This window comes from Anaerolinea thermophila UNI-1 (genome assembly GCF_000199675.1).
Taxonomy (GTDB): domain Bacteria; phylum Chloroflexota; class Anaerolineae; order Anaerolineales; family Anaerolineaceae; genus Anaerolinea; species Anaerolinea thermophila.
In genome coordinates this window covers 132,284-157,399 of sequence record NC_014960.1, presented here as the reverse complement: position 1 = coordinate 157,399, position 25,116 = coordinate 132,284, and the positions used below count along the sequence as shown (strand labels likewise).

General features: G+C 58.9%; 20 protein-coding genes. 6 read left to right on the top strand and 14 right to left on the bottom strand.

All coding sequences use genetic code 11. From position 1 onward, the window contains the following. Positions 1 to 68 precede the first annotated feature (68 nt). The 5 genes from ANT_RS00685 to ANT_RS00665 all read right to left on the bottom strand — a co-directional run bounded on the left by ANT_RS00685 (position 69) and on the right by ANT_RS00665 (position 5,535). The gene (locus tag ANT_RS00685; protein WP_013558569.1) at positions 69 to 1,991 is read right to left on the bottom strand and encodes an ABC transporter substrate-binding protein; all 1,923 of its coding nucleotides are present in this window, start codon (positions 1,989 to 1,991) and stop codon (positions 69 to 71) included. 317 nt (positions 1,992 to 2,308) lie between these two features. Further along, positions 2,309 to 2,914: a recombination mediator RecR gene (gene recR / locus ANT_RS00680; RefSeq protein ID WP_013558568.1), complete on the bottom strand. Its 606-nt coding sequence runs from the start codon at positions 2,912 to 2,914 to the stop codon at positions 2,309 to 2,311. Next, positions 2,915 to 3,259, bottom strand: coding sequence for a YbaB/EbfC family nucleoid-associated protein (locus ANT_RS00675; protein ID WP_013558567.1), 345 nt, complete (start codon positions 3,257 to 3,259; stop codon positions 2,915 to 2,917). 14 nt (positions 3,260 to 3,273) lie between these two features. After that, positions 3,274 to 4,935, bottom strand: a complete 1,662-nt coding sequence (dnaX, locus tag ANT_RS15880) for a DNA polymerase III subunit gamma/tau (RefSeq protein ID WP_013558566.1) — start codon at positions 4,933 to 4,935, stop codon at positions 3,274 to 3,276. Positions 4,936 to 5,001: 66 nt separating this feature from the next. Continuing rightward, the gene (locus ANT_RS00665) at positions 5,002 to 5,535 is read right to left on the bottom strand and encodes a lamin tail domain-containing protein (protein WP_013558565.1); all 534 of its coding nucleotides are present in this window, start codon (positions 5,533 to 5,535) and stop codon (positions 5,002 to 5,004) included. Between the two features lie 41 nt (positions 5,536 to 5,576). On the opposite strand from ANT_RS00665, the gene ANT_RS00660 reads away from it, so the two are divergent. From ANT_RS00660 to ANT_RS00635, 6 genes are all read left to right on the top strand, one after another. Beyond that, positions 5,577 to 6,053: an NYN domain-containing protein gene (locus ANT_RS00660; protein ID WP_013558564.1), complete on the top strand. Its 477-nt coding sequence runs from the start codon at positions 5,577 to 5,579 to the stop codon at positions 6,051 to 6,053. A 319-nt stretch (positions 6,054 to 6,372) separates the two neighbouring features. Next, positions 6,373 to 7,689: an MFS transporter gene (locus ANT_RS00655; RefSeq protein WP_013558563.1), complete on the top strand. Its 1,317-nt coding sequence runs from the start codon at positions 6,373 to 6,375 to the stop codon at positions 7,687 to 7,689. A 3-nt stretch (positions 7,690 to 7,692) separates the two neighbouring features. Further along, on the top strand, positions 7,693 to 8,331 hold the full coding sequence (locus ANT_RS00650) for a hypothetical protein (protein ID WP_013558562.1): 639 nt from the start codon (positions 7,693 to 7,695) through the stop codon (positions 8,329 to 8,331). Between the two features lie 99 nt (positions 8,332 to 8,430). Next, complete coding sequence (locus tag ANT_RS00645) at positions 8,431 to 9,354, top strand: DNA methyltransferase (RefSeq protein ID WP_013558561.1); 924 nt, start codon at positions 8,431 to 8,433, stop codon at positions 9,352 to 9,354. Beyond that, the gene (locus ANT_RS00640) at positions 9,351 to 10,154 is read left to right on the top strand and encodes an MvaI/BcnI restriction endonuclease family protein (RefSeq protein ID WP_013558560.1); all 804 of its coding nucleotides are present in this window, start codon (positions 9,351 to 9,353) and stop codon (positions 10,152 to 10,154) included. Before ANT_RS00645 ends, ANT_RS00640 begins: the two co-directional genes overlap by 4 nt. Positions 10,155 to 10,184: 30 nt before the next feature. Further along, on the top strand, positions 10,185 to 11,144 hold the full coding sequence (locus ANT_RS00635) for an alpha/beta hydrolase (RefSeq protein WP_013558559.1): 960 nt from the start codon (positions 10,185 to 10,187) through the stop codon (positions 11,142 to 11,144). 246 nt (positions 11,145 to 11,390) lie between these two features. Here the strand turns inward: ANT_RS00635 and arcC are convergent, their stop codons facing one another. The 9 genes from arcC to thrS all read right to left on the bottom strand — a co-directional run bounded on the left by arcC (position 11,391) and on the right by thrS (position 25,021). Next, the gene (gene arcC / locus ANT_RS00630; RefSeq protein WP_041454447.1) at positions 11,391 to 12,344 is read right to left on the bottom strand and encodes a carbamate kinase; all 954 of its coding nucleotides are present in this window, start codon (positions 12,342 to 12,344) and stop codon (positions 11,391 to 11,393) included. A 39-nt stretch (positions 12,345 to 12,383) separates the two neighbouring features. Further along, positions 12,384 to 13,364: an ornithine carbamoyltransferase gene (locus tag ANT_RS00625; protein ID WP_013558557.1), complete on the bottom strand. Its 981-nt coding sequence runs from the start codon at positions 13,362 to 13,364 to the stop codon at positions 12,384 to 12,386. Positions 13,365 to 13,399: 35 nt separating this feature from the next. Then, entirely contained in the window at positions 13,400 to 14,614 is a 1,215-nt protein-coding gene (locus ANT_RS00620) for a YgeY family selenium metabolism-linked hydrolase (protein WP_013558556.1), read from the bottom strand. An 18-nt stretch (positions 14,615 to 14,632) separates the two neighbouring features. Further along, positions 14,633 to 15,364, bottom strand: coding sequence for a GntR family transcriptional regulator (locus ANT_RS00615; RefSeq protein ID WP_013558555.1), 732 nt, complete (start codon positions 15,362 to 15,364; stop codon positions 14,633 to 14,635). 22 nt (positions 15,365 to 15,386) lie between these two features. After that, positions 15,387 to 17,171: an adenine deaminase gene (gene ade, locus ANT_RS00610; RefSeq protein ID WP_041455134.1), complete on the bottom strand. Its 1,785-nt coding sequence runs from the start codon at positions 17,169 to 17,171 to the stop codon at positions 15,387 to 15,389. 70 nt (positions 17,172 to 17,241) lie between these two features. Further along, positions 17,242 to 18,633: an 8-oxoguanine deaminase gene (locus ANT_RS00605; RefSeq protein WP_013558553.1), complete on the bottom strand. Its 1,392-nt coding sequence runs from the start codon at positions 18,631 to 18,633 to the stop codon at positions 17,242 to 17,244. Positions 18,634 to 19,039: 406 nt separating this feature from the next. After that, entirely contained in the window at positions 19,040 to 20,848 is a 1,809-nt protein-coding gene (locus tag ANT_RS00600) for a hypothetical protein (RefSeq protein WP_013558552.1), read from the bottom strand. A 130-nt stretch (positions 20,849 to 20,978) separates the two neighbouring features. Beyond that, a complete protein-coding gene (locus tag ANT_RS00595) occupies positions 20,979 to 23,075 on the bottom strand; it encodes an ADP-ribosylglycohydrolase family protein (protein WP_013558551.1) in 2,097 nt (698 codons plus the stop codon). A 137-nt stretch (positions 23,076 to 23,212) separates the two neighbouring features. Beyond that, the gene (gene thrS / locus ANT_RS00590; protein WP_041454444.1) at positions 23,213 to 25,021 is read right to left on the bottom strand and encodes a threonine--tRNA ligase; all 1,809 of its coding nucleotides are present in this window, start codon (positions 25,019 to 25,021) and stop codon (positions 23,213 to 23,215) included. Between the last annotated feature and the right edge of the window lie 95 nt (positions 25,022 to 25,116).

Sequence of the window (25,116 nt, the reverse complement as noted above, 5' to 3'; positions counted from 1 at the left end):
AGAATGGGCAGATGAGCCCCCACGGGAGAGAGCGCCATCTGCCCATTCAAATCTCCCAAAGCGGGATTCTACTTCACCCAGAGGTTGAAGTCAATATGCTCCCAGGTGGCGCCGGCAATCACGTAGTTCTTGACTTTGCCTTCCTTCTCAGCATTGACTAACTGTTCAGTCAGGCCAGCCAGAGTCTCGGAACCCAGCAGGTCCACCGCGCCGGTGAGCAGTTGCGCTTCGGCGTTTTCGGGGGTCACGAAGGCGATCACCAGGTTCTTGGTCTTGACCGGGCGATAGTAATAGGGGTTGGCTTCGAAGACCATCTTCTCGCCCTTCACCCATTCCTTGATCACGTACGGACCATAGGACCACGGTTTCTCAGCCACCTCGGGCAGGGTCGCCCAATCTTTGGCGGGGACGTCCTTCAGGGTCTTGCCCTTGTAAGGACCTTCGCTCTCGATGGGTTGGTTGCTCGGGTAGAAGCCGTAGGGCGCCAGGAAGTACAGCGGATCCTGAACGCCGGGCAGCCAGGTCACCGTGTAGGACAGACCGTTGAACTCAATCGCCTGGGTCTTGTCGCAGGTGATGAAGGTGGTGGCGCCGGATTCGCGGTCGCAGGCAATCTTGTAGCCCAGTTCGAAGTCAGCCTGGGACACAGGAGAACCATCCTGCCACTTCAGGTCATCGCGGAACTCGTATTTCACCACCAGTTGTTTCATCTTGACGGGGTTGCCGTCAAATTCAACTTCCTCACCGTTGGCGTTGATGACTTTCACGCCCTTCTCCAGTTTGACGGGGTTACCCGCGGCGTCCAGCACCATATCGCCTTCTTTGACTTCCACGTCATTGTTCTGCGCCAGACCATTTTCGATGGTGGACAGTTGCTTCATGGTTTCGGGCTGGAAGTCGTAGTTGAGGCTGGTGTAAGAGCGGAAGCCCATCAGACCAGCGGCCAGGTTCGCCACCATGGCGGATTCAACCAGGGTGAACAGCGAAGCCGGTTCCTGAGTGAAGCCGATCACGATGGTGTCCTTGCCGGGGCGCTCCCAGTCATAGACGTTGTAGGTGTAGTACTCTTCACCCGGGGTGGGGGCGAAGCCCTGCAGGGTAGACACAGCCGAGAAGGTCTCGGTGCGGTTGAACAGCGGGATAGCGGGAACGTCCTTGGCGTACTCTTCCTGGACGACCTTGTACCACTTGATGCGCTCTTCTTTGATCAGGGTGTTGTTGGCTTTCTTGATGGCTTCATCAGCCTTGGGATTGCACCAACCCATGTAGTTCTGACCCTGCCAGTTGTTCTCGGGTAGCGGGATCTGATCGCAAGCCCACAGCGTCTGGCCACCGGGGTCAGCCTGACCAACCCACGCAAAGGCACCGATTTCGAAATCGCGCACCTGCAGGCCGGTGGTATCACCAAACCACCAGGAAGCCGGGACGTGGTTGCGCAGGATCTGGATGCCGCAGGCAGCCATTTGCTTTTCCCACACAGCCGCCCATGCCTGGCGGAACGCCGCGGTGGTGGTGTAGAACTTCAGAGCCAGCACCGTGCCGTCATCCTTCTGGCGAACGTTAGCGCCCTCGGGGAGCTTCCAGCCAGCTTCCTCGAGCAGGGCTTTCCCTTTTTCGGGGTCAAACGGATACTGCTGCACCGCGCCTTCACCCGCATAAGCCCAGTGGTCCTTGGGGATGAAGGTATCCATGATCAGTTTGGCGGCGTCTTCATCGCTGATCAGCGGGTAGCCCGCCTTCACCAGATCCAGTTTGTTGGTGCAGTGATACATGGCCTGGCGAACCTTAAGGTCGCTCAGGATGGGATGCGGGGTGGTGAAGGCTTTGCGCTCCACCTCGACGACCTGGGTCTTCTCGACAACCTGTGTCTCTACCACCTTGACCTCTTTGGTCACCTCGACGGTCTTAACAATCGTCTGAGGCTGGCAGGCGGCGAGGACAAGGCTGGCGATAACAACCAGAGCGAGAACCAGCATTGACTTTTGCTTCATGTCCTATCTCCTCCTACAGGATTTGGATTGAAAGATTTTTTCGGGCTTCAAGCCGCCCGATAGCGGAAAAATGGTTGCGCAACACCATGCTGGACTGGCTGCCAACCATCTTCTCCCAAAAGAATGTTGAACTGAACGACTTTCTGGAAAGTTTCCATAAAGGGTGAGATTTTTATACCATCAACCTTTCTGAAAGTCAAGCGATACCCCGCTTGGAAACTTGAAGGCAGAAAAGGCGGGGTGTAGATACCCAATTTATTATACGTGATTCTTGCCCGGCTATCACATGACAGCATGACCCAAAAAGGCGATAAACGTCACAATTCCTGCCTGCCAGCCAGCGCCCGCAGAAGGGTGTTCTGATCGGCGTATTCCAGATCGCCGCCCATGGGCAAGCCGCGCGCCAGCCGGGTAATGCGCACGCCCAGCGGGGCTAACTGCTGGCGCAGGTACAGGGCAGTGGCGTCGCCTTCCATGCTGGGGTTGGTGGCAATGATCACCTCGCGCACCCTGCCTTCCTGCACCCGTTCGATGAGCGGGCGGATGCGCAACTGCTCCGGTCCAATGCCTTCAATGGGGTTCAGCACGCCCTGCAGAACGTGATACCGCCCCAAAAAGCCGCCGGTGCGCTCGATCACCAGCACATCCAGCGGGTCTTCCACCACGCATAACTGCGACTCATCGCGGCGCGGGTCAGCGCAAATCTGACAGCGTTCCTGCCCCGCCAGCATGATGTTAAAACACACCGGGCAGTTTGCCGTCTGGCTTTTCACCGCCAGCAGGGCTTCGGCTAACTGCTGAGCCACTTCATCTGGCTGGCGCAGGATAAAAAACGCCAGCCGCGATGCCGTCTTGGGACCGATACCCGGCAAACGCTCAAACGCGGTAATCAGGGCTTCCAGTGGTGCCGGTAAACCAGCCATTTAGAAACCCAGTCCTCCCAGACCACCCAGCCCACCTGCCAGGGGTCCAAGCATTTCTTCCTGCTTCTGGCGGGAAAGTTCCAGCGCCTGATTGATTGCCGCCAGAAGCATATCCTGAAGCATATCGGCGTCGACTTCCTGAAGCAGTTCCGGGGCGATTTCTACCGCTTTGCAGTGCTGATCGCCAGTCATCACAACTTTGATGGCGCCGCCGCCCGAAGTACCGGTGACAGTTTCTTCCGCAAGGCGCGCCTGCGCCTGCTCCATCTGTTCCTGCAGTTTTTTCAACTGTGCCATCATGTTGCCGCCCCCGCCCACCGGCGGGCGATTGAATCCTTTTGCCATGTTCAACCTCCACTCTAAAATGTACCCGATTCCTCCGCGTCGGGGAAGGGGTGTTCGCGTTTATCCACCAGTTCCCCGCCCAGTGAGCGCGCCACATGCACCATGCTGTTGCCCGATCCGCCCTCGCTTTCATCCGGAAGGGTTCCCCTGGGGCTGACCACACAGCGCACTGGCACGTCCACACCCAGCACCTGCTTCAATGCGGTACGCAGCAGGGCAAGGTTATCCTCCGTCTCCATCTTTTGTTTCAGCACTTCGGTCTGATACACCAGCACCAGCACCCCATCTCTCAGCGTGTAGGTGCGGCAGGAATTGAGCGCCGCCGCCGTCAGACTGTTGCGCCCCTTGACCAGCGCGCGCACCCTCTCCCAGTTCTGGCGCAGGTGCTCCTGCGTCAAGCCCGACACAGATGAAGGCGCGGGCGCCGGGGAGGAAGGCATCGATGCGGAGGAAGCCGCCGGTTTCGCCGAAGGCGCAGGACTGCCTTTTGCCTGCCCTTCCTTTCCAGGTATCGAAGGGGCGGGGCTTGCCGCCGGTTGCGGGGCAGAGGATGGGGCAGAAAGCGGCGTTGGGGAAACGCTCATCATCGTCGGGAGAGATTTTTCCAGCGTGGCTTCCACCAGCGCCAGTTCCAGCCCCAAGCCGGGATGTACCGCCGTGCGCGCCTCGGTTGCCGCCGTATTGAACAGGCGGATGACCTCCACCAGACGATCCACCTCAAAACTGCCCGCCTGCGCCGCCATCTGCGCGCGGGTTTCGGCAGTGGCATCCACCAGCGCGGCGTTGTTCATGCGCACCAGCAACAATCCGCGCAGGTAATCCACCACCTGGCGGGCAAACTGGCGCGGGTCGGCGCCGCCGTCCAGCGTTTGCTGGATGATCTGCAAGCCCTGAGCGGCGTTGCGCGCCAGAATGGCATCCACCAGCAGACGGATGGGTTCACCCGCCGCCGTTCCCAGCACGCTCTGCACCATCTCCAGCGTCACCCGTTCGCCGGTGGAAGATAACTGGTCAAGGATGGAAATAGCATCGCGGAAACTACCGGTGGCTTGGCGGGCAATCATCAGCAGGGCGTCTTCATCCACCGCCAGACCGTCCTCGGCGGCTTTCTGGCGCAGAAGCGCGGCAATCTGTTGCACCGGCACGCGGCGGAACTCGTGACGCTGACAGCGCGAAAGCACCGTAGCGGGGATTTTGTGTACCTCGGTGGTGGCTAAGATAAAAATGGCATGCGCCGGGGGTTCTTCCAGCGTCTTCAGCAGGGCATTGAACGCCGCCGTGGAGAGCATGTGGACTTCATCAATGATATAGACCTTGTAACGTCCCTGCGAGGGGGCAAAGTTGATTTTGTCACGCAAATCGCGCACGTCTTCCACGCTGGTGTTGGAAGCCGCGTCAATCTCGATGAGATCCAGGAAACGCCCCTCGTTGACGGCAATGCAGTGCGCGCACTGATCGCAGGGGCGCTTTGCCGGGTCTTCCTCCAGGCAGTTGACCGCTTTGGCGAGCAGGCGCGCGGTGGTTGTCTTGCCTGTGCCGCGCGGACCGGCGAAAAGGTAGGCATGCCCCACCCTGCCGGTGCGCACCGCATTGCGCAGGGTCTGGATGATGTGATCCTGCCCCACCACCTGCTCCCACAGGCGGGGACGCCATTTGCGGTACAGGGCTTGCGCCATGGAATGCCCTCCTCGTGTGATTGCGGGATGATTTTACTCGAAACCCGCCCCAAAAGCCATGCCCGTTTACGGCACAGTGTAGGTGGCGTGCACCTGCCCGGCAGGATCCAGCAGGGTGACCACCTCACCCGAACGCCATACGGCTTCGGTACGGTTCCAGTACAGTTCGGAGACGGTATCGGTGCCAGCGCGCGTGTAGATGAGCAGTCCGCCGTTGGGGAAGAGCGTCAGTCCGGCGGGGAAGCGCAGTTCGTTGCCGTCCTCATCGCGCAAGACCCAGCCGTCCATGTTCAAATCCCCCTGCCCCACCCGTTTAAGCACCACATATTCCTGCTGAGGGTCAGTAGCCCCAATCACGGCGATAATCTGCACCAGCGGCTCACCCGTATAAGGGGTGGGCGAAGGGAGCATCTCTTCCGGTGGAAGGCTGGTGGGCGTGGGGCTTGCCTCCGCCGCCGACGGGGTAGGGAACACCGGCAGAATGCTCTGGGCGCGCCCATGAGCGCGCTCCCAGAAATACAGCACCGCCAGCATGGTTGCGGCGGAGACAACGATGTTCAACAGCAGGTAGAGCCACAAAGAAGTGCGCGGTCGTCTCATCGTGTCTGAATCATAGCATAAAAGCGGGGTAAAATGAAACCATGATTTACCTGATTGACGGGCACAATCTCATTCCTCACCTGCCGGGGTTGAACCTCGCCCAAATCGAGGATGAGAACCGTCTAATCGCTCTCTTGCAGAACTTTGCCCGCCAGCGGCGCTGTACCGTTGAGGTATTTTTTGACAAAGCCCCGCCGGGACGTGCCGGCAAGCATCGGGCAAGGAACATCACTGTCCACTGGGTAGAGGAAGGCAAAACGGCCGACAGCGCCATCATCGCCGTCCTGCAGAGACTGGGTAAGCGTGCTGTCGAGGTCACCGTAGTCACCTCCGACCGGCAGATTCTCGCCGAGGCGCGCACCCGGCGGGCAAAAACCCTGAGTTCGGACGAATTTGCCCGTCAACTGCTGAGCGCCCGCACTCCCGCCGCGTCTGCCGGTGCGGAGAAGCCGGACAAGCCCTCTGAGGATGAGGTAGAGGAATTCCTGAACCTGTTTCGCAAAAAGAAGGATAAATAGGATAAAAATTCTCATGTTTTTCTAATGCAAAACCTGAAAAAGTATGCTATATGATTCATGGAAGCACCAAAAAATCTTTACTGGTAGCGGTGCCTCCCCCCAATCAATGTTCAGCCCGTCCCCCCCGGGTTGGACCGGAGTGCTGGTGGCATTCCCTCCCTGAAGATTGTCCGGTATGTCCCCCCCATACCGGACAATCGCTGTTAAGCCTATTTTCTCTAGTATGCAAGAGCCGGGTGAAGCACGCCGCTCCGGCTCTTTTTGATTGCCCGCCCGGGCGAGAGTATAATGAGTTTATCTTTGACAGGGGAAACCATCCATGCCAACGACACTTTCTACCCCCAAACCCGTCTCCCGCATTCCCAACACCTTTCGGGCGTTGCGCCATTACAATTACCGCGTCTGGTTCATCGGACAGACCATCTCGCTGAGCGGCTCATGGATGCAGACCATGGCACAGCAGGTGCTGGTGTACCGCCTCACCGGCTCGGCGGCGGCGCTGGGCTTCATCAGTTTCATAGGCTTGATTCCACTTATCCCCTTTTCACTGTGGGGCGGCTCGCTCACCGACCGCTTTCCCAAACGGGATGTCATCCTCTGGGCACAGGTGGTCATGATGGCACAGGCGCTTCTGCTCTCGTGGCTCACCTGGAGCGGCAGGGTGCAGGTATGGCACATTTACGCCCTTTCGCTTCTGCTGGCGGCGGTGAATGCCGTGGATCTACCTGCCCGGCAAGCCTTCACTGTGGATATGGTTGAGGGCAAAGAGGACCTCACCAACGCCATTGGCTTGAACTCCGCCATGTTCAACCTTGCCCGCGCCCTGGGACCGGCACTGGCAGGGCTGGTAGTGGCGGCAATTGGCGAGGGACCTGCCTTTTTCTTCAACGCCCTCACCTTCGTGCCGGTAATTCTGGCTTTGCTCTCCATGCGCAACCTGCCGCAATCCTCTCGCCCCCCGCAGGCGCACAGCACGGTTCGTCACATCCTGGAAGGACTGCGCTATGTGATCAGCAAACCGGTGCAGTTGCTCTTGATGAGCCTGGTGGCTGTGAGCGCCTTCCTTTCCATGCCCTACAACACCCTCATGCCGGTCTTCGCTCAGGACGTGCTCAGCGAAAGCGCCCAGCCGGTAATTGCCCGGGTGTGCGAAGGACCTGCCCGCCTGTTTTCCTGTCAGTCTCCGCAAGCCCTGCCGTTAGGCATGTTGCTCACCGCCGTGGGGGTCGGTGCAGTGCTGGGGGCGCTGTTTGTGGCATCCCTGCCCGCTGAGAGTCACCGCGGGCGCTGGCTGACGCTGGGCAACCTGGGCTTTCCGCTGGCATTGCTCTTCGTGGCAGTTTCCCGTTCGTTTCTTTTTAGCCTCTTCATGATGATGGCGGCTGGCTGGATGTTCGTCCTGCAGAACGCTCTGGCGAACACCCTTATTCAAATGACCGCCCCGGACGAGGTGCGCGGACGGGTGATGGGGTTCTACACCATGACCATTCAGGCTTTCATGCGTCTGGGCGCGCTTCAGGCAGGATACGTTGCCGACTGGATCGGTGCACCGCTGGCGCTGGGCATGGGCGCTCTGCTTTCTCTGCTGTACGGCGGCTGGGTAGCCCTGTTCAAACCGGTGATTCGGAGGTTATAAGCCATGCACTGGAAGCGGGATCTCGCCAGCAAGTTCTTCGATGGCATTCTGCCGGTCATCGTCCTGTACCTATTGTGGCAGACGATTCTGCTTCCCATGGGCATCCTCTACCACCGCTCTGGCGGACCGGGGCTGATGGTGTACGCGCTGGCGCTCATCGCGGTAGCCGTGTACAGTTTTCAGCGGGGACTGAATACCCGCTCTGCTGAAACCACACGGGGATGGTACGGGATGGCAGGCGGGCTGGTCGCCTGGGCGGCAACGGAATTCGCCAGCATGCTCAGCGAGGGTAAACTCTCCGGTCTGGACACCGCCATCGCCCTGCTTCTGGCAATTCTCATCACCACCCTGATGTGGCGGCAGTATCTGCCCGTGGGAGCGCGTTTTTTCCTGACCACCTACCTCGCCAACGGGGTGGGACATATTTTGATGACCTTCTTCCGTCTGCTGGCGGGCACTTCCCCGGCGGCAATGTTGTTTTTCTTGATTCTTGGTTACGCCGCCATTGCCATAACGCTGGGCGGACTGATCTGGATAATGTTTTTCAGCGAGCGGCGGCTTCAGCGCATGTGGGCGGCGCTCATCATCCTGCTGGCAGGCAGTGCGGCAGTGTACATTTTCCGCGGCGGCTGGTTTGGCTGAGCATCTTACGCAGAATCATTCAAAACAATTTTATGAAAGACAGTATAATTTATTTCACCATATTTAAATTATTGTTTCCCATAGTCTGGAGTCAACCTTATGAATGATACATACACCGGAATTTCTCTTCCTTTGAAAGTAAAAGAAGCCCAAACTCTTTATCGAACAAAACTATCTATTGGGTATACAAGAACCTGTTCATGTCCTCCTAATCACTTAAGTTGCCTATCAGCTAAAGAATGGATCAAGTGTCAACTAGGAGTTTGGCAGTTTAATTACGAAGGGAGAGATATTCGTGATAAAAGTATTCACCCTGCAACTTTTCCAATTTCTCTCTCAAAAAAAGTGATCAGCTTATTTACCCATGAAGGAGAATTGGTTCTAGATCCGTTTGTCGGAAGTGGAACTACTTTGGTTGCAGCAAGGGATCTTAATCGAAACGCTGTAGGTTTTGACCTTCAAGAAAAATATATTGATTTATGTGCTGAGCGATTAGCAACTAATAACCTTTTCAATAACGCCCAACAGGTAGCAATTCATGATGATGCCAGAAATATTCCTAATTACCTTGAACCCGAAATGGTAAGTCTAATATGGACATCTCCCCCTTATGCAAATTTGCTGAATCGAAAACGTCTTAATAAATCGAGACGTGATAGAAAGAATGAACAGTTTGGGAAAATTGAACAATATTCCCAAGATCCTTCCGATTTAGGAACAATGCCTCTTGAGGAGTATACTAGAGCAATGGGTGAAATTTTTGAGAAGTTACTCCCTTTGTTAAAACCTAGAGGGCATTGCGTAATCAACGTTCCCGATATGTGGTGGGAAGATAAAAGAATTACCATCCACGTTTCTCTCATTGAAGAGTTAAGACAAAGAGGTTATGAGCTGAGGAATATAATCATTTGGGATCGGACAAACATTGTTAACAAAATCGGAATTTTCGGCTGGCCCAGTAATTACATCACAATGGGAACTACATTTGAATATCTGCTTGATTTCTGGAGACCTTCACAATGATAACATTTACTAAAGAAGATTTAATAGAAAAAATTCATCAAATCAGTAGAGAAGGCTGGAAAAAAAGTGTAAAACAAACTATAGAGCGAAGAAATGATGGCGCTGTAGGAAATACTTTGGAATGTTTACTGGGATTATCAGAAAACAATCTGCCAATTCCAAATGCACAAGAATGGGAGTTGAAGGGACAAAGAGAACATACATCTTCCCTAATTACTCTCAAACATTTAGAACCTTCCCCAACTGCTTTGCAAATTGTTTCATGTATATTACTTCCGAATTTTGGATGGAGACATAAAGAAGCAGGGAAAAAATACCCTAATGATGAAAAAAGTTTTCGTTCAACTACAGATGCTATTCATTACACAAATAGAGGTTTCAAATTAGTTCTAGACCGAAATGCGAGAAAACTTCGCTTTACTTTTTCTAAAGATCATATAGATGCAAGCGACCCTTCTATAAAAGAGTGGGCAAATTCGGTACCTGATTCTCTATGCCCTGAACCATACTGGGGATTTCAAGACTTAGAGTATGCAATTGGTTCTAAAATTAAGAATTGTTTCTATGTAATTGCTGAGTCAAAAATAGAAAATAGGCATGAATTTTTTCTGTACAAAAAATTGTTTGTCTTATCTGGATTCGATTTTGAAAGATTCTTAAACTGTATTGAAATGGGGTTGGTATTTGTGGACTTTGATGCTCGCACAGGACATAATCATGGAACAAAATTCCGGATAAAACAAAATTCATGGAAAAATCTTTATAAAAGCGTACAAGAAATTAATTTACTGGAAGAATAACATTCTTCATTCTTTTGAAAAGGTCTTATAATGAGTTTTGTCAGTCAATTGTTTCTGGGCGTTCTGCGCCTGTTTCCTTTCGTCCCACACAGTAACTGGAGCATTCACCAGCAAAGAGACGTTCTGGAGTTTTACGCCCGGCTTTTGCTGCACACTCCGCCCGGTGTGCGCATCGGCTTTGCCGCCGCAGGTGGTCCACGCGCCGAGTGGCTCATTCCCGAACGCAACACCCCCGATCAGGTCATTCTCTACCTGCACGGCGGGGCTTACACAGTCGGCTCACCCCGCACCCACCGCGAGATGGTGGGCTACCTCTCCCTGTTTGCGCGCACCCGCGCCCTGGTGGTGGATTACCGCCTTGCGCCTGAGCATCCCTTCCCCGCCGCGCTGGAAGACGCCCTTGCCGCCTATCATCACCTTCAACGGCTGGGGTACCCGCCTCACAAAATCGCTTTTGCCGGTGATTCGGCGGGCGGCGGGCTGGCAATGGCAACCCTGCTGGCGCTGCGCGACCGCGGCGAGCCTCTGCCCGCCGCCGCGGCGCTGATGTCGCCGTGGACGGATCTGGCGGGCGTGGGCGAATCGGTCAAAACCCACGAAACCCGCGACCCGCTCATCAACCCTGCCGACCTGCCGGTTGCCGCCCGCCTGTACCTGCGCGACCTGGACCCGCGCCATCCCTACGCCTCACCGCTGTATGGCGACTTCCACGGCTTGCCGCCCATTCTGGTGCATGTGGGCACGGAAGAAATCCTCTACACCGATTCCACCCGTCTGGTGGAGCGTCTGCTTGAGGACGGGGTGGATGCCAAACTGGTCGTCTGGGAAGGCATGTGGCATGTCTTCCAGTTATTCACCCTGCGCGTGCCGGAGTCTTGGCGTTCCCTGCGCCAGATGGGGTCCTTCCTGCATCATCACCTCTCGCGCGCGCAAGCGGAAGAAACGAATCCTCAGTCCATACAAAAGGAAAAAGTGCCCGTTCAACCTTAAAGGCATATTCTGGCGTCCTTGCGATGGTGACGACACGGTTAAGGTTTCCCGCTAAAGGCGAAAAGAGCGGGTAAGACCGCGTCCTTTTGCGATTGGCGAGTCTGTCGAGCCATACCGGGGTGCATACGCTGGCTTCGGCACACTCAGCCAGCGGCAGGGCGCGGTTGGTGAACCTGTCGAAAAACACAAACGGAGCCTTCGAGAGAAGACTCCGTTTGCTCATTCGTTTGAGGTTAAGACACAATCCTATGGCACAATCCAGGTGCCGGTTTCACCGCGCAGTGCCCGCCCGATGTTCTCCGGGCTGGTGATGAGGGCTTCCTTGCCGCCTGCTTCCAGGTAGCGGATGCACGCCTGCACCTTGGGGAGCATGGAGCCTTTGGCAAAGTGTCCTTCCTGAATGTACTGCTTGGCTTCGGCAACCGTCATGCGGTCAATCAGTTTCTCGTTGGGTTTGCCGTAGTTGAGGGCTACCTTCTCCACGGCGGTAGAGATGATGAAGATGTCCGCGTTGATTTCCTGTGCCAGCAGGCTGGAAGCGAAGTCCTTGTCGATGACTGCGGCAATGCCCACATAGTCGCCGTCGCCCTTGTCGATGACGGGGATTCCGCCGCCGCCCACGGTGATGACGATCACGCCCGCCTCAATCAGGGCTTTGATGGTATCCAGTTCCACCACCTCTTTGGGGTCGGGCGAAGCCACCACGCGCCGCCAGCCGCGCCCGGCATCTTCCACCACCGTCCAGCCCAGTTCTTCGGCTTTGCGTTTGGCTTCTTCTTCGGTCATGAAGCCGCCAATCGGCTTGGTGGGGTGCTGGAAAGCCGGATCGTTCTTATCCACCAGCACCTGGGTGATAACCGTGGCAACGTTCTGATGAATCTTGCGGCGGAACAGTTCGTTCTGCAGGTTCTGCTGGAGCAGGTAGCCGATCAAGCCCTGGCTTTCGGCGCCGCACACATCCAGCGGGGTTTCAGGCAGATGCTCGACCTTGGCGGCAACTTCGGACTGGCGCAGAATCAACCCGACCTGCGGACCGTTGCCGTGGCCGATTGCCACGTTCCAGCCTGCCTCAATCATGTCGGCGATGTGGTAACAGGTCTCTTTCGCGGCTTGATACTGATCTTCAATTTTCTGGTGGGCGTTGTCTTTAATCAACGAGTTCCCACCAATAGCAATGACTGCGGTTTTCTTCCTGGACATCTTCACTCCTCACCCAATGAATTTTTTGAGTTGAACATCTTACGACATGGTCAGCGCCATGACGGCTTTCTGGACGTGCAGGCGGTTTTCCGCCTCATCGTACACCACCGAGTGCGGACCGTCAATGACCTCATCGGTCACTTCCAGATTGCGGTCGGCGGGCAGACAGTGCATGTAAATGCTGTCCTCTTTGGTCAGGTCCATACGGCGCTGGTCGGTAATCCAGTCGCGGTACTTCTCGATGAGCACCTTGCCCTCGTTCTTGTCGGTGGTGGTCACCAGCGGACCCCAGGACTTGGGATAGACCACATCGGCATCCTTGAAGGCTTCGTCCATGTCGTGGACGATTTCGAAGCCGGAGTGGTACTTGCGGGCGTTCTCGCGCGCCATTTCAACGATTTCGGGCATCAGTTTAAACTCGGGGGGATGCGCCAGCACCACATCCGCACCAAAGCGGGTCAACTGCAGGATGAGCGACTGCGGTACGGAGATGGGCTTGCTGTACGAAGCGGCATACGCCCACGAGACGACAATCTTGCGGCGGCGCAGGTCGCGCCCTTTCTTCTCCATGATGGTCATCAGGTCTGCCAGGCACTGGAAGGGGTGGTAAATGTCGTCCTGCATGTTCAGCACCGGCACGCGGGAGTAGCGGGCAACCTCGTTGATGTACTTGTTGCCGAACTGCCAGTCGCACTGGCGGATGGCAATGCCGTCAAAGTAGCGCCCGAAAATCTCGCCGATTTCCTTGGCAGTATCGCCGTGGGCAATTTGCGTGGTGTCGGAGTCAATGAACGCGGCATGACCGCCCAACTGCGCCATGCCCGCCTCGAACGATCCGCGGGTGCGCGTGCTGGTGAAGAAGAACAGCATGGCGAGGGTTTTATCGCGCAGAAGGGGATGGGGTTCGCCAAGCGCGCGTTTGCGCTTCAGGTCCCATGCCACATCCAGCACGGTTTCGACTTCTTCTTTGGAAAAATCCAGGTCTCCGATGAAGTCGCGTCCTCTTAAATTGGTCTGCATATCAAAATCCTCCTAAAAATGAAAGTTTGGATATTCTACTTTGTCTCCTGAATGATGCGCGGCAGAAGGGCGTAGAACTCGGCGGCTTTGACCACTTCCGCCAGCGGGACATGCTCTGCCATGGCGTGCGCCAGGCGCTCGTCGCCCGGACCAAAGCCAATGCTGGGGATGCCCGCCTTGCCTGCCCAGTAGATGCCGTTGGTGCTGAAATCCCATTTGCCGGAAGGCGCTTCGGGCAAGCCGATGAGCGTGCGCGTCTTTTGTCCTGCCTGCACCAGCGGATGCTCCTCGTCCAGCGCCCAGGCGGGGAAGTACTTGTCCACCGGGAAGACAAAGCCGGTGTACGAAGGCTCGTCGTAGAACAGTTCTTCGATGGTGACACTCTCGCGGTCCTTTTCGGGGATGAGCGCGCGTACCTGTTCGATGACCTGCTCTTTGGTCTCGCCAAAGGTCATGCGGCGGTCGATGAAAATCACCGCCTCGTCGGGCACGGCGTTGATGCTGGCGGTGCGCACCTTCATATCCGTCACGGTAATCTTGCCGTGTCCAAGGAAGGGATGATCGCCCAGCGCAGGCTCCAGGTCGCGGATGCCGGCGATGACCGGCAGAAGTTTGTAGATGGCATTATCGCCCAGGTGGTTGGAAGCGGCATGAGCGCTCTTGCCGCGCGCCGTCACCTTGAATTCCAGGCGTCCCTTGTGACCGCGGTACACCTTCATCATGGTTGGTTCGCCGATGACGACGAAATCGGGGCGCACGCCGGGGTCCACTTCAACGAAGGAATTGGGGGCAATGCCGTCACACCACTCTTCCATGTTGCCGAAGTAGTATACCGTCCAGCCGTCCAGCAAGCCCAAATCGCGGGCAATTGCTAGCCCATAGACCATACCGGGGGTACTGCCCTTCTCGTCCACCGCGCCGCGGGCATACAGACAGCCGTTCTCAATTTTGCCCTCGAAGGGGTCGTAGGGCCATTCGGCTGGGTCGCCCACGCCTACGGTGTCGATGTGCGAGTCGTACACCAGCACTTTGGGACCGTTGCCGATGCGCCCGAGGATGTTGCCCATCTTGTCGAAGCGCACTTCGTCAAAGCCCAGTTTGCGCATTTCCGCGCCGATGCGCTCGCCGACGGGACCAATCTGCGATTCCATGCTGGGAATGGCGCAAATTTCGCGCAGGAAGCGGATGATATCCTCTTCGGCAGTGCGCACCCGTTCTTGAATCAATTGCACAACGTGAGACTCTACCATATTGCTCCTTTGTTGCGTTCAATTGCCTACCCGTCTGACGACCTGAAAGCGAAAGTAGCCGGGCAGGAAAAAACTGTAGGAAAGGTCAATCATGCGTTCTTCGGCGCTATACAGGCGCGCCTTGAACATCAGCAGGACATCGCCGCGCTGAATTTCCAGCCAGCGCGCCACTTTGGCATCGGCGGCAACGGCTTGAATCTCCGCCACCGAGCGCGTCAGCATGGGCGAACCGCGCCGCAGGAGCAAATCCAGCACAGAACCGGTAAAGCCGCGTTCCAGATCCTGCGGGGTGAGCACGTCTTCCGGCAGGATATCCACCAGATAGGCAACCGGACGCCCGGCGGTGTGGATGGTGCGGCGCACCTGCACCAGCGGCGTTCCCTGCGGCACATCGAACAGGGCGGCTTCTTCCGGGTTGGCGTTCACCTCGCGGATGTTCAGGTCACCCATGGAAACATCCATGCCCATGCGGTGCGCCAGCGTCTCGATGCTCTCCAGCACTTCCAGCCCGGTTTCAATCACCGCCGGCTGACCGACGACGAACGTCCCCACGCCCTGACGGCGGCGAATCAAGCCCTGTCCTTCGAACGAGCGCATGGCTTCGCGCAGGGTTGCCCGCGAGACGTTCAACTGCCTTGCCAGTTCCGGCTCGGCGGGCAAGCGTCCGCCTGGCGGGGTGGCGGCAATTAACTGCGCCAGTTGATCCTGCAGGCGCTGATACGGATGGGTGTTCTTTCCATTGAGTTCCATCTCTCTCCAATCCCTCTCTCTTTTATTCCAGCACATCAATGATCTGGAAGCGGCGCACGTCCACCAGTCCCAGATCGGAAATGCGCAGTTCAGGAATGACCACCAGTCCCAGCAGGCTCATCTGCATGTTGGGGTTGTTGAGATGGCATCCGCAGGCGCGGAAGCCTTCCAGCACGCTTTCGGCTTGACGGGCAACCTGCTCGGCGGGCGCGCTGGAGATCAGCCCGGCGATGGGCAGTTGCACCTCGCCGAGAATCTCGCCCCGCGAGATGACCACCTGACCACCGCCAGTCTGCATCAGACGGTTGGCGGCGCACGCCATGTCTTCCTCGTCCGTGCCGATGACAATCATCTGATGGCTGTCGTGGGCAACCGTTGAGGCAATGCCGCAGGGCTGGGTAAAACCGAAGCCGTGCACCAATCCCACCTGCACCTTGCCGCTGGGGCGGTGACGCTCCACCAGCGCCACCTTTGCCAGATCGCGGCTCAAATCCACCTGAATTTCGCCGTTGACCGGGCGCACGTTCATGTGCAGGTGGCGGGTGGGGGCTTGATTCTCGATGATGCCGATGACGTTGGCGGTGGTACGGCTGTCGTCGGCGGGCAGGCGGAAATCCACCGCGGTGAGCGCGCGCGGCAAATGCACGGTGCGCAGTGCCCAGTCGGGGTAATGCAGGGCGGGCGGCTCCACCAGCAGTTTGCCGTCCTGCGCCACCACCTGCCCTTTGGCAATGACCATCTCCACACTGAAGTTGACCAGGTCGCTCACCAGCAGCATATCTGCCCAGCGTCCGGGGGCAATCATGCCCATCTCGCGGCTGACGCCGAAATGCTCGGCGGTGTTGAGGGTTGCCATTTGAATCGCCGTCATGGGCGGCAAGCCCTGAGCAATGGCATGGCGCAGGACGCGGTCCATGTGTCCTTCCTGGATGAGGGTAGCGGAGTGCGAGTCGTCGGTGCAGAGCAGGAAGTAACGCGGGTCAAGATTCATCTCGGTGATGGCACGCACCTGTTCCTTGACATCGTGCCACGCCGAGCCAAAGCGCAGCATGGCGCGCATGCCGTTGCGCACCCGCGCCAGGGCGTCTTCCAGGCGCGTGCCTTCGTGATCGTCCATGGCGCCTCCGGCGGCGTAAGCGGCAAATTCGTGGTTGAGCAGAGGGCTCGGGTAATGTCCGCCGATGACCTTGCCGGCTTGGCGGGTGGCTTCCAGTTTGGCGTGCACGTCCTCATCACAGTACTGCACACCGGGGTAATTCATCATCTCGCCCAGCCCAATGACGCCTTCCCACGAGAGGGCTTCGCGGATTTCCTCAGCCCCCAGCACCGCGCCGGCTGTCTCCAAACCGGGGGCGGAAGGCACGCAGGAAGGCACCTGCACAAAGACATGGATGGGCTGGAGCAGGGCTTCTTCTACCATCAGGCGCACACCGCGCAAGCCCAGCACGTTGGCAATCTCGTGCGGGTCAATGAACATGCCGGTCGTGCCGTGCGGCAGGACCGCGCGCACGAACTGCGCCACCGAAAGCATGCCCGATTCCACGTGCATGTGCGCATCCAGCAAACCCGGCACCAGATAGCGCCCCTGCGCATCCAGCACGCGGGTGTTGGGTCCGATGGTTTGGCGCACATCCTCGCCCACGGCGGCAATGCGCCCGTCTTTGACGGCAACTTCGGTATGGGGCAGGATTTCGCCGCTCTGCACGCTTACCCAGCGGGCATTGCGCACCACCAGATCCGCCGGGACGCGCCCCATGGCGCAGTCTACCAGCGTGCGGGTGCTGATTAAGCGAAAGGACTGACTCATGCGTTTCACCTGCCTTTCCACCATAGCGGTTGAAAGAAACCCCAAAGGGAACACCTTTGGGGTTTGAAATTCATGCCTCGCCGGTCACCAATCGCTGGGCGGCGCGGTTGTGCCGCTCCACCAGTCGAGGCACGTCCACCGTGCGCAGTTGACCGTCCTCGACCACCAGATTACCGCCCACCGAGAGGATATCCACGTTCTGCGGAGCGCAGAACGCCAGCGCCGCTACCGGGTCGTGTTGCGCGCCGGCATACGTCAGGCGGTCCAGACGGATGGCGGCAAAGTCACAGCATTTGCCCGCTTCCAGCGCGCCGATATCGTTTCGTCCCAGCACCGCCGCGCCGCCGCGCGTGCCCAGTTCCAGCGCCTGCCGCGCGGTCATCAGCGGGGGTGCATCCTGCCCGGAGAGCGAAGCGCCCTGCAAGCCCGCCGAGAGGCGCGCCAGCAGCATGGCTTGGCGCACTTCCTCTAGCATGTGCGAGCCGTCGTTGGATGCCGAGCCATCCACGCCCAAGCCCACCTTGACGCCCGCCTTGATGTAGGGCATCACCGGGGCAATGCCGCTTGCCAGGCGCATATTGGATGAGGGGCAGTGCGCTACGCCGCATCCGGTATGGGCAAAGACCTCAATCTCCGCCGGGTTGACATGCACGGCATGGGCAAACCAGACGTCATTACCTACCCAGCCGAGCGATTCCATGTACTCCACCGGGCGCATGCCGAACTTTTGCAGGCAGAAGACCTCTTCATCCTGCGTCTCTGCCAGATGGGTGTGCAGATGCACCCCGTACTGACGCGCCAGCACGGCGCTTTCGCGCATCAGGTCGCCGGTGACGGAGAAGGGCGAACACGGCGCCAGGACAATCTGCACCATCGAACCCGGCTTGGGGTCGTGGTACTGCTCGATGAGGCGCTGAGAATCGCGCAGGATGTGTTCTTCGCTGTCCACCACGCTGTCGGGGGGCAAACCGCCCTTGCTCTCGCCCAGACTCATCGAGCCGCGCGAGGCGTGCAGGCGCAGACCCACTTCGCGCGCCGCGGCAATCTCGTCGTCCAGGCGCGAGCCGTTGGGGTAAAGGTACAGGTGATCCGAGGCGGTGGTACATCCCGAAAGCGCCAGTTCCGCCAGCGCGGTTTGGGTGGAGATGTAGATATCTTCAGGGGTCAGGCGCGCCCAGATGGGGTAGAGCGTCTTCAGCCAGTTGAACAGGTTGGCATCCTGCGCCGCCGGCACCACGCGGGTGAGGGTTTGATAGAAGTGGTGATGGGTGTTAATCAGCCCCGGGAAGACGATGTAGCCGTTTAAATCCAGCACCCGATCCGCTGTGGCGGGCAGGTCAGCCGTTTGCCCGACCTGTTCGATGATGCCGTCGCGGGCAAAAATGGCGCCGTTGACGATTTCCCGTCGGGCGCCGTCCATGGTCACAAGAAACGAGATGTTCTTTACCAGCAGAGTGGTCATGTTTTTGAAAGATTGATTAGACAAATTCAGGATTTTATTCAGTTTAACGGGAATCGCAATAAAAGTCAATTGTCAGACAAAGTGACGGATGTCACATTTTTGCGGATGATTGGTAGCGCAGGGGCAGTTGTATCTCCGCCGAAGTCAAAGCGTACCCGTTCGCCGAGCCGAGGCGCACGCTCTCCTTCTCTTCACGTCCTTTGCGCCTTCGCGGTACTTTTCCGCGCCTTTCGGCAGGCTCAGAGCGCGGTGGCGATTGCACATCACTCCCGAAGAGGCGAAGCAACCTCCCACAGAGTCGGTAAGTTTATGCACTCACAGGGAGATTGCTTCGACCCGCTGACGCGGGTCTCGCTGTGAGAGTACTGCACAAGGACACCCAGGCACACCCCTCAAAGCGGATTTTTTACGGGGACAGATAGCCTTCAAGCGTGGGGGTGGGTGTACCGTTCGAGGGGGTGGGTTGCGCCGTCGGCGTAACGGTGGGGAAGAGCGGCGCGGGCGTGGGCGTTGCCAGCACGCGCGGCGGGGTCACCTGAATGGGAGCGCCGCCCAGCCAGGGCGTCGGCGTGGGCAGGATGCGCCGCTCCCCGCTGATGTCTTCCACGTAGCCAATTGCCCCCTGACAGGCGGGGTCTAACTGCGCGGCAAGGTTCTCCCAGGTCAGCGCCTCGCCGTTGTTCAGCACGCGCCGCGCCGCCGTGGAGAGACAGCCCGCCCCGGCATTGTAATTCACCAGCGTAAAGCGCCACAGATCATCGTAACGGCTCAACCGCCCGGGCTCCATGCCGGTCAGGTTGCGCAGGATGCGCCCGGTCTGCTCGCAGTTTGCCAGCAAACCCTCGGCAAAAACGCGCACACTGTACTGCGCCTCGGAGATGTCAATGCCGGTGGGACAATCCGGACAGGACGCATTCACCTTGCGCACCAGCGCTCCGCGCAGCAGGGCTTGCTCTGCGGCTTTGAGGTTGCCAAAGCCCAAATCGCAGGTGCTTTGATGCAACACCAGCGGGCAGAACTGGCGGAAGAATTCCGGATTCCACAAGAGGATGGTATCCGCACCTTTTTCGGTCAACTGCCCCAGCCCGGCTTCCCGGGTGGTGTGGAACACCCCGGGCCAGAGTTGACTCTCGCGGGCAAAGACGTTCTTCAGCAACCGCGCGGGGACGCCCGTGTCCTGCGCCGCCTGCCAGATTTCACCGTCAAAGCGGTTCTGCCACTCGGTGAGCAGAGGGCGCGCCGCTTCCACCCCGCAAGCCGAGGCTACATTTACCGCCGTCAGCCCGCCGTCCAGGCAGGCGCTGGTATCCACCAGTCCATTCTGGATGAGCGCCCCGGCAAGGTAGTAAAAGCCGGTATCAGTCCGCAGGTCTTCGATGCTTGGCGGGGTGGTGAGCCACTGCGGCGGGCCATTCACATCGGGGAAGGATTGCCAGGTGAAAGCACAGGCGGCAATCTCGCCATCGGTGTACTGCGTGGAAAGGATGTCCACGTACCACAGTCTGGCATCGCGCCCCCCGCCGTCGGGGTCCATGAAATCACCCCAGGGCAGGACGCGCACGCGAGCCGTGTAATGCTCGCTGGAGTCGCCAAAAGAGGAATCCGCCCAGAACTCCATCACCGTGCCGTCCTGACCGGTGGGCTGGAGCGGCAGGCGGCACTCCGCCCCTGCGCAGGTGAAGGCTTCGCCGTTGAAGATGCCCTGAATGCTCAGAATGGTCTCGTTGGGCAGGGGTTCGCGTCCTTCCAGGCGCAGGACAGGCATGCGCGTACAGGCGCGGTCGCCGGGCAGAGGGGCGCAGTCTTCCAGGTGAATCCATACCGAAGGCAGGGGCAGAGTCACTTCCACCTCACGGCTGGCAGGCTCAGAGCCAATCTCCAGGGCATACAAGCCGGGACAAAGCCCGGCGGGGGTTTCTGCCAGGTTGCAGGGCTTGCTTTCCAGCCAGCGTTGAGCAACCTTCTTACCGCACAAGCCTTCAATTTCGTTGTAGGTGGGAATGCCTTCATGCTCTACCGCCAGGCGGCAGACCACCTCATTGCCTTCCCACTCCGCCAGCCACCAGAAATAGCGGGTGAACTCCACCGTAATCAGGGCTTTGCGTTCGGGTTCGTCGGGGGGGAAATCTTCCGCGCGGGCAGGCAGAATCGGGGCGCCTGCCAGCACCAGCAGGAACACCCCAATCACGGCGTTCAGCCAGCGCAGGGGTTTCATCGCTATTAGTTTAGCATATTTGCATCCGATTCGGAAAAAAAGACCAAAAGAAGGCACGGAACAGAATGGTTGCAGAAGCAAAAAAGGCTTGATTCTGCCCCATTCCATTGACCCGCATCCACCGGGAGACTCAAACCTGCCTGCCACGCACGCACACCTGCTCCACCCCCAGGCGTCCTTCCTCGATGAGCAGTCCCACCGCGCCGCCCTGCAGGCGGGCATCCTCTGCCTGCAACACTGGCACGCCGTCCACCAGGGCGGTCAGGCGCACCCCTTCGGCGCGCAGGGAGAGGGTGAACGTTTGCCCCCAGTCCCACGCCAGCGGGACTTCGGCAAGCACCTCATCCTTGCCGTACCAGCGGCAGATCAGCCGCGCCGTGCCGGGATGCGCCAGCACCAGCGCGTAGTAACGTTCCAGCCCCTGCACGCGCACCGCCAGCCCGAACGCCCGCGCCAGATGCGGCGTACAGACCGCCTGCGCTTCCACATCGCGCCAATCGAGCGTGCCCTGCGCCAGCAGTCCGCGCCCCTCGTCCTGAATCAGGCGCAGAGGCTCGTTCGAGGTGTCCAGATGGCTCACCGCATTAACCCATGCCAACTGCCAGGCTTGTCCGCGCCGTGCCGGTCGGGTCAGGCAGACCTGCGGCGCGCCCTGCCAGTCCAGCCAGTCGAGGTACAGCGTCCCGGGGGTATGGGCGCTGTCCAGCACTTCCAGCCCCACCCGCGCAATGGGACGTGCCTGCGTGTCGGGAATCTGCCACGTCCAGCGCTGTCGCCCGCCCGGCGCCAGGCTCTGCACCGGCGCGGGGATGGACACCAGGCGGTCGTCCTCGTCGTACACCTCGATAAAGAGGCGCGCCTGCGCGACTGCCGCGTTGCGTTCATCGGCGCACACTTCGGCGCTCACCACCTGCCCGGAATAGAGGGTGGGACAGCCAAACAAGTCGTAGGTTTTCATCTGGAAAGCGTCCGGGCGCAGGAAGGTTGCCGTCGCCACCCGCGCCGGCACCCCAGGCGCCACGTGAGCGTAGTGGATTGCCAGTGCACGCTGTCCGCGTTCGCTGTACCCACAGACGTTCTCCAGCCTCACCGGCGCGCCTTCCAGCGCGGTAAAACCCTGCAGAGCGCCCGGCAGGTCGAAGGAAAAGCGCACACCCCCTTTGAGTTTGGGAGCCGGCTCGCCGTGCAGGGCACAGCCAATCCCCGCCACCCACTGCGCCACCTGCAGAGCATCGGTGACGCACGAGCCGCCCTCGGCGGTGGGCAGGTAGAGGGCATCGGCAACCGGCATGCGCCAGTCAGGACCGGCATCCAAGCCCGCCAGCCCGTTCTTGATGCCCAGCAGACAGCCCACGTTGCCCGAGTTGCAGTCGGTATCCCACCCGGCGGTGTTGACAATGCTCAAGGCGCGCTGGAAGTCATCCCCACCGTAAAGCAGGCTCAGGTGAATCAGCGCGTGGTTGGGAATCACGTGGCAATTGCCGCCGTAGCGGTCATAGCCGTAATGGCGGAAGATGAAAGCCAGCGTTTCGCGCCAGTCATCGGTGCGGGCACGCTGATGGCGCAGGTCGGCAATCAGGCGGTAGATGAGCGAATCGCCCGGGATGAGACGCACGGCTTCATCCAGCAGGCGGTTGAGGTCGGGTTCAACGAACGCCAGGGCTTCCATCGCCGCCAGTACCTGCGCGGCAAAGACGGCTTCGCCGTCGTGGCTCACCTGCGCGGCACGGCGCGCCAGTTCGGCGGCGCGGTCGGGTTCGCCCGGGCAGACCATCGCCCAGCCGTCAATGAAAATCTGCGCGCCAATCTGCTCGGCTACCACCTTACCGTTCAGCGCCATCGAGCCGGAGCGCGGCGCGGGAATACCGTGCTTCAGGCGCAGGTAGGCAGTGTGCTCGGTGGAGTTGCCCATCCCGCCCCACCACAACACCGTGCGGTTCTCCACCAGGTAATTGAGCCAGGTCTGCCCGATTTGCTCGGCGGTCAGGTCAAAGGTGTTGCCGAAATCGGGCAAAGCCCGCAGGAAGGTGAACGTGCCGGAGATGTCGTCATCGGTGACCACCAGCGGCACGCCCAGGCGGTCATGCACGTAGTAGTGAATCTCGCCCAGCCGCTCAAGGATTTGCTCGTACGTCCAGCCCTCAAAGGGGCGCCCCAGATAAACGCCGATGATTTTGCCCAGCACGCCGGCGTACACCCGCTCCAGATAATCTTGAGGAAGAGTCATGAACCCGCCTCCGGTCCATCAGGAATGCAGACAGGTTAATTGTGACACAAAACTCCCGCGGTTGGTATGGAAGATTAAAACCCCTCGCCCTTTGTCCTGAAGGGCGAGGGGGGGGACAGCACTAACCAGCCCGGTTTCTACAAATCGGCGGCGCGGGTGGAGATTTTTTCCTGCAGAAGGGCAACAAACTCATCCACCGAGAGGGTCTGTTGCGTGCCGTCGCGCTTGCGCAGAGCCACCGCTCCGGCTTGGGCTTCGCGCTCGCCCACCACCAGCATGTAGGGAATCTTCAGCAGTTGGGCTTTGCGAATCTTGGCGTTCATGCGGTCCGAGTCCAGGTCGGCAGTGGCGCGCACTTCCAGCGCCCGCAGACGGCGCTCCAGTTGTTTGGCGTACTCGTTCTGCGCATCGGTGATGGGGATGATGCGCACCTGCTCCGGCGAGAGCCACACCGGGAATGCCCCGGCGTAATGCTCCAGCAGGAAGCCGATGAGGCGCTCGTGGGTGCTTAATGGCGCGCGGTGGATAATCAGCGGGCGCTCTTCCTCGCCCTTCTCGTTGATGAACTTCAGGTCGAAGCGTTCCGGCTGAGCAAAGTCCACCTGATTGGTCGCCAGGGTGAACTCGCGCCCAATGGCGCTCTTGACCTGCACATCAATCTTGGGACCGTAGAAAGCGGCTTCGTCGGCAATCTCCACGTAGGGGATGCCGTTGTTGTCCAGCGCCTTGCGCACCATGTCCTCGGTCTTGCGCCACAATTCGGGATTGTTGACGTATTTCTTGCCCAGTCCGCGCGGATGGTGCGTGCTCAGGCGCATCAGGTAGTCCTGAATGCCGAACAGGCGGAAGTACTCCAGGTAGAGATGAATCACGCCCACAAATTCCTGCTCAAACTGCTCTTCGGAGCAGTAGATATGCGAGTCGTTCATCTGCATGGAGCGCACGCGCATCAGCCCGAAGAGTTCGCCGCTCTTCTCGTAGCGGTAGCAGGTGCCGTACTCCGCCAGGCGCACTGGCAGTTCGCGGTAACTGCGCGGCTTGCTGGCAAAGATTTTGTGGTGCATCGGGCAGTTCATCGGCTTGACGTAGTAACGCACGCCCTCCAGTTCCATGGGCGGGTACATGCTCTCGGCATAGTAGGGCAGGTGACCACTGCGCAGGTACAGGTCTTCTTTGGCAAGGTGCGGGGTGCGCACGCGCTCGTAGCCGTACTTGAACTCCATCTCTTTGGCGAGTTTCTCGATTTCCTCGATGATGGCGCCGCCGCGCGGCGTCCACAGCGGCAAGCCGGGACCGATTTCATCGTCGAAGAGGTAGATGTCCAGTTCCTTGCCCAGTTTGCGGTGATCGCGCTTTTTGGCTTCTTCCAGACGCCACAGGTACTGCTCCAGTTCCTCGGGCGTCTCCCATGCCGTGCCGTAGATGCGCTGGAGCATGGGGTTGTGTTCATCGCCACGCCAGTAAGCGCCAGAAACCTGCATCAGTTTGACGGCTTTGGGGTTGATTTCGCGGGTGTTGGCAACGTGCGGACCGCGGCACAGGTCCACGAATTTGTCGTGCTTGTAGATAGAGATAACCGGCTTTTCCTCAAGCGGATTGCCGTCCTCGTCCACCTCGCCCTTTTCCAGCCCGTCAATCAACTCTAACTTGTAGGGCTGATCCTTGAAAATCTGCCGGGCTTCCTCGGCAGAGACTTCCTGGCGGATGAAGTCGTGATTGCCCTTGATGATTTCTTTCATGCGCTTTTCGATGTGCTCCAAATCCTCTGGCGTGAGGGTGCGGGGCAGGTCGAAATCGTAGTAAAAGCCATCCTCAATGGCGGGACCGATAGCGTACTTGGCATTGGGGAACAGTTCCAGCACCGCCTGCGCCATGATGTGCGAGCAGGAATGCCGAACGCGGAAGATGTGGGAATCTTCATACCGTTCTTGCGCCTTCGAGAGCATACCAACCTCCTTGACCTGAAACAAAACACCCGCCCCAAGTCTGGGGCGGGCAAAAGTCTGCACGCGGTTCCACCCAGTTTGACCGTTGAGCCGGT

What these genes read in the sequence shown, in the direction of transcription:
- ANT_RS00685 (WP_013558569.1), bottom strand. Translation starts at nt 1,991, where the DNA reads ATGAAGCAAAAGTCAATGCTGGTTCTCGCTCTGGTTGTTATCGCCAGC.
- recR (WP_013558568.1), bottom strand. Translation starts at nt 2,914, where the DNA reads ATGGCTGGTTTACCGGCACCACTGGAAGCCCTGATTACCGCGTTTGAG.
- ANT_RS00675 (WP_013558567.1), bottom strand. Translation starts at nt 3,259, where the DNA reads ATGGCAAAAGGATTCAATCGCCCGCCGGTGGGCGGGGGCGGCAACATG.
- dnaX (WP_013558566.1), bottom strand. Translation starts at nt 4,935, where the DNA reads ATGGCGCAAGCCCTGTACCGCAAATGGCGTCCCCGCCTGTGGGAGCAG.
- ANT_RS00665 (WP_013558565.1), bottom strand. Translation starts at nt 5,535, where the DNA reads ATGAGACGACCGCGCACTTCTTTGTGGCTCTACCTGCTGTTGAACATC.
- ANT_RS00660 (WP_013558564.1), top strand. Translation starts at nt 5,577, where the DNA reads ATGATTTACCTGATTGACGGGCACAATCTCATTCCTCACCTGCCGGGG.
- ANT_RS00655 (WP_013558563.1), top strand. Translation starts at nt 6,373, where the DNA reads ATGCCAACGACACTTTCTACCCCCAAACCCGTCTCCCGCATTCCCAAC.
- ANT_RS00650 (WP_013558562.1), top strand. Translation starts at nt 7,693, where the DNA reads ATGCACTGGAAGCGGGATCTCGCCAGCAAGTTCTTCGATGGCATTCTG.
- ANT_RS00645 (WP_013558561.1), top strand. Translation starts at nt 8,431, where the DNA reads ATGAATGATACATACACCGGAATTTCTCTTCCTTTGAAAGTAAAAGAA.
- ANT_RS00640 (WP_013558560.1), top strand. Translation starts at nt 9,351, where the DNA reads ATGATAACATTTACTAAAGAAGATTTAATAGAAAAAATTCATCAAATC.
- ANT_RS00635 (WP_013558559.1), top strand. Translation starts at nt 10,185, where the DNA reads ATGAGTTTTGTCAGTCAATTGTTTCTGGGCGTTCTGCGCCTGTTTCCT.
- arcC (WP_041454447.1), bottom strand. Translation starts at nt 12,344, where the DNA reads ATGTCCAGGAAGAAAACCGCAGTCATTGCTATTGGTGGGAACTCGTTG.
- ANT_RS00625 (WP_013558557.1), bottom strand. Translation starts at nt 13,364, where the DNA reads ATGCAGACCAATTTAAGAGGACGCGACTTCATCGGAGACCTGGATTTT.
- ANT_RS00620 (WP_013558556.1), bottom strand. Translation starts at nt 14,614, where the DNA reads ATGGTAGAGTCTCACGTTGTGCAATTGATTCAAGAACGGGTGCGCACT.
- ANT_RS00615 (WP_013558555.1), bottom strand. Translation starts at nt 15,364, where the DNA reads ATGGAACTCAATGGAAAGAACACCCATCCGTATCAGCGCCTGCAGGAT.
- ade (WP_041455134.1), bottom strand. Translation starts at nt 17,171, where the DNA reads ATGAGTCAGTCCTTTCGCTTAATCAGCACCCGCACGCTGGTAGACTGC.
- ANT_RS00605 (WP_013558553.1), bottom strand. Translation starts at nt 18,633, where the DNA reads ATGACCACTCTGCTGGTAAAGAACATCTCGTTTCTTGTGACCATGGAC.
- ANT_RS00600 (WP_013558552.1), bottom strand. Translation starts at nt 20,848, where the DNA reads ATGAAACCCCTGCGCTGGCTGAACGCCGTGATTGGGGTGTTCCTGCTG.
- ANT_RS00595 (WP_013558551.1), bottom strand. Translation starts at nt 23,075, where the DNA reads ATGACTCTTCCTCAAGATTATCTGGAGCGGGTGTACGCCGGCGTGCTG.
- thrS (WP_041454444.1), bottom strand. Translation starts at nt 25,021, where the DNA reads ATGCTCTCGAAGGCGCAAGAACGGTATGAAGATTCCCACATCTTCCGC.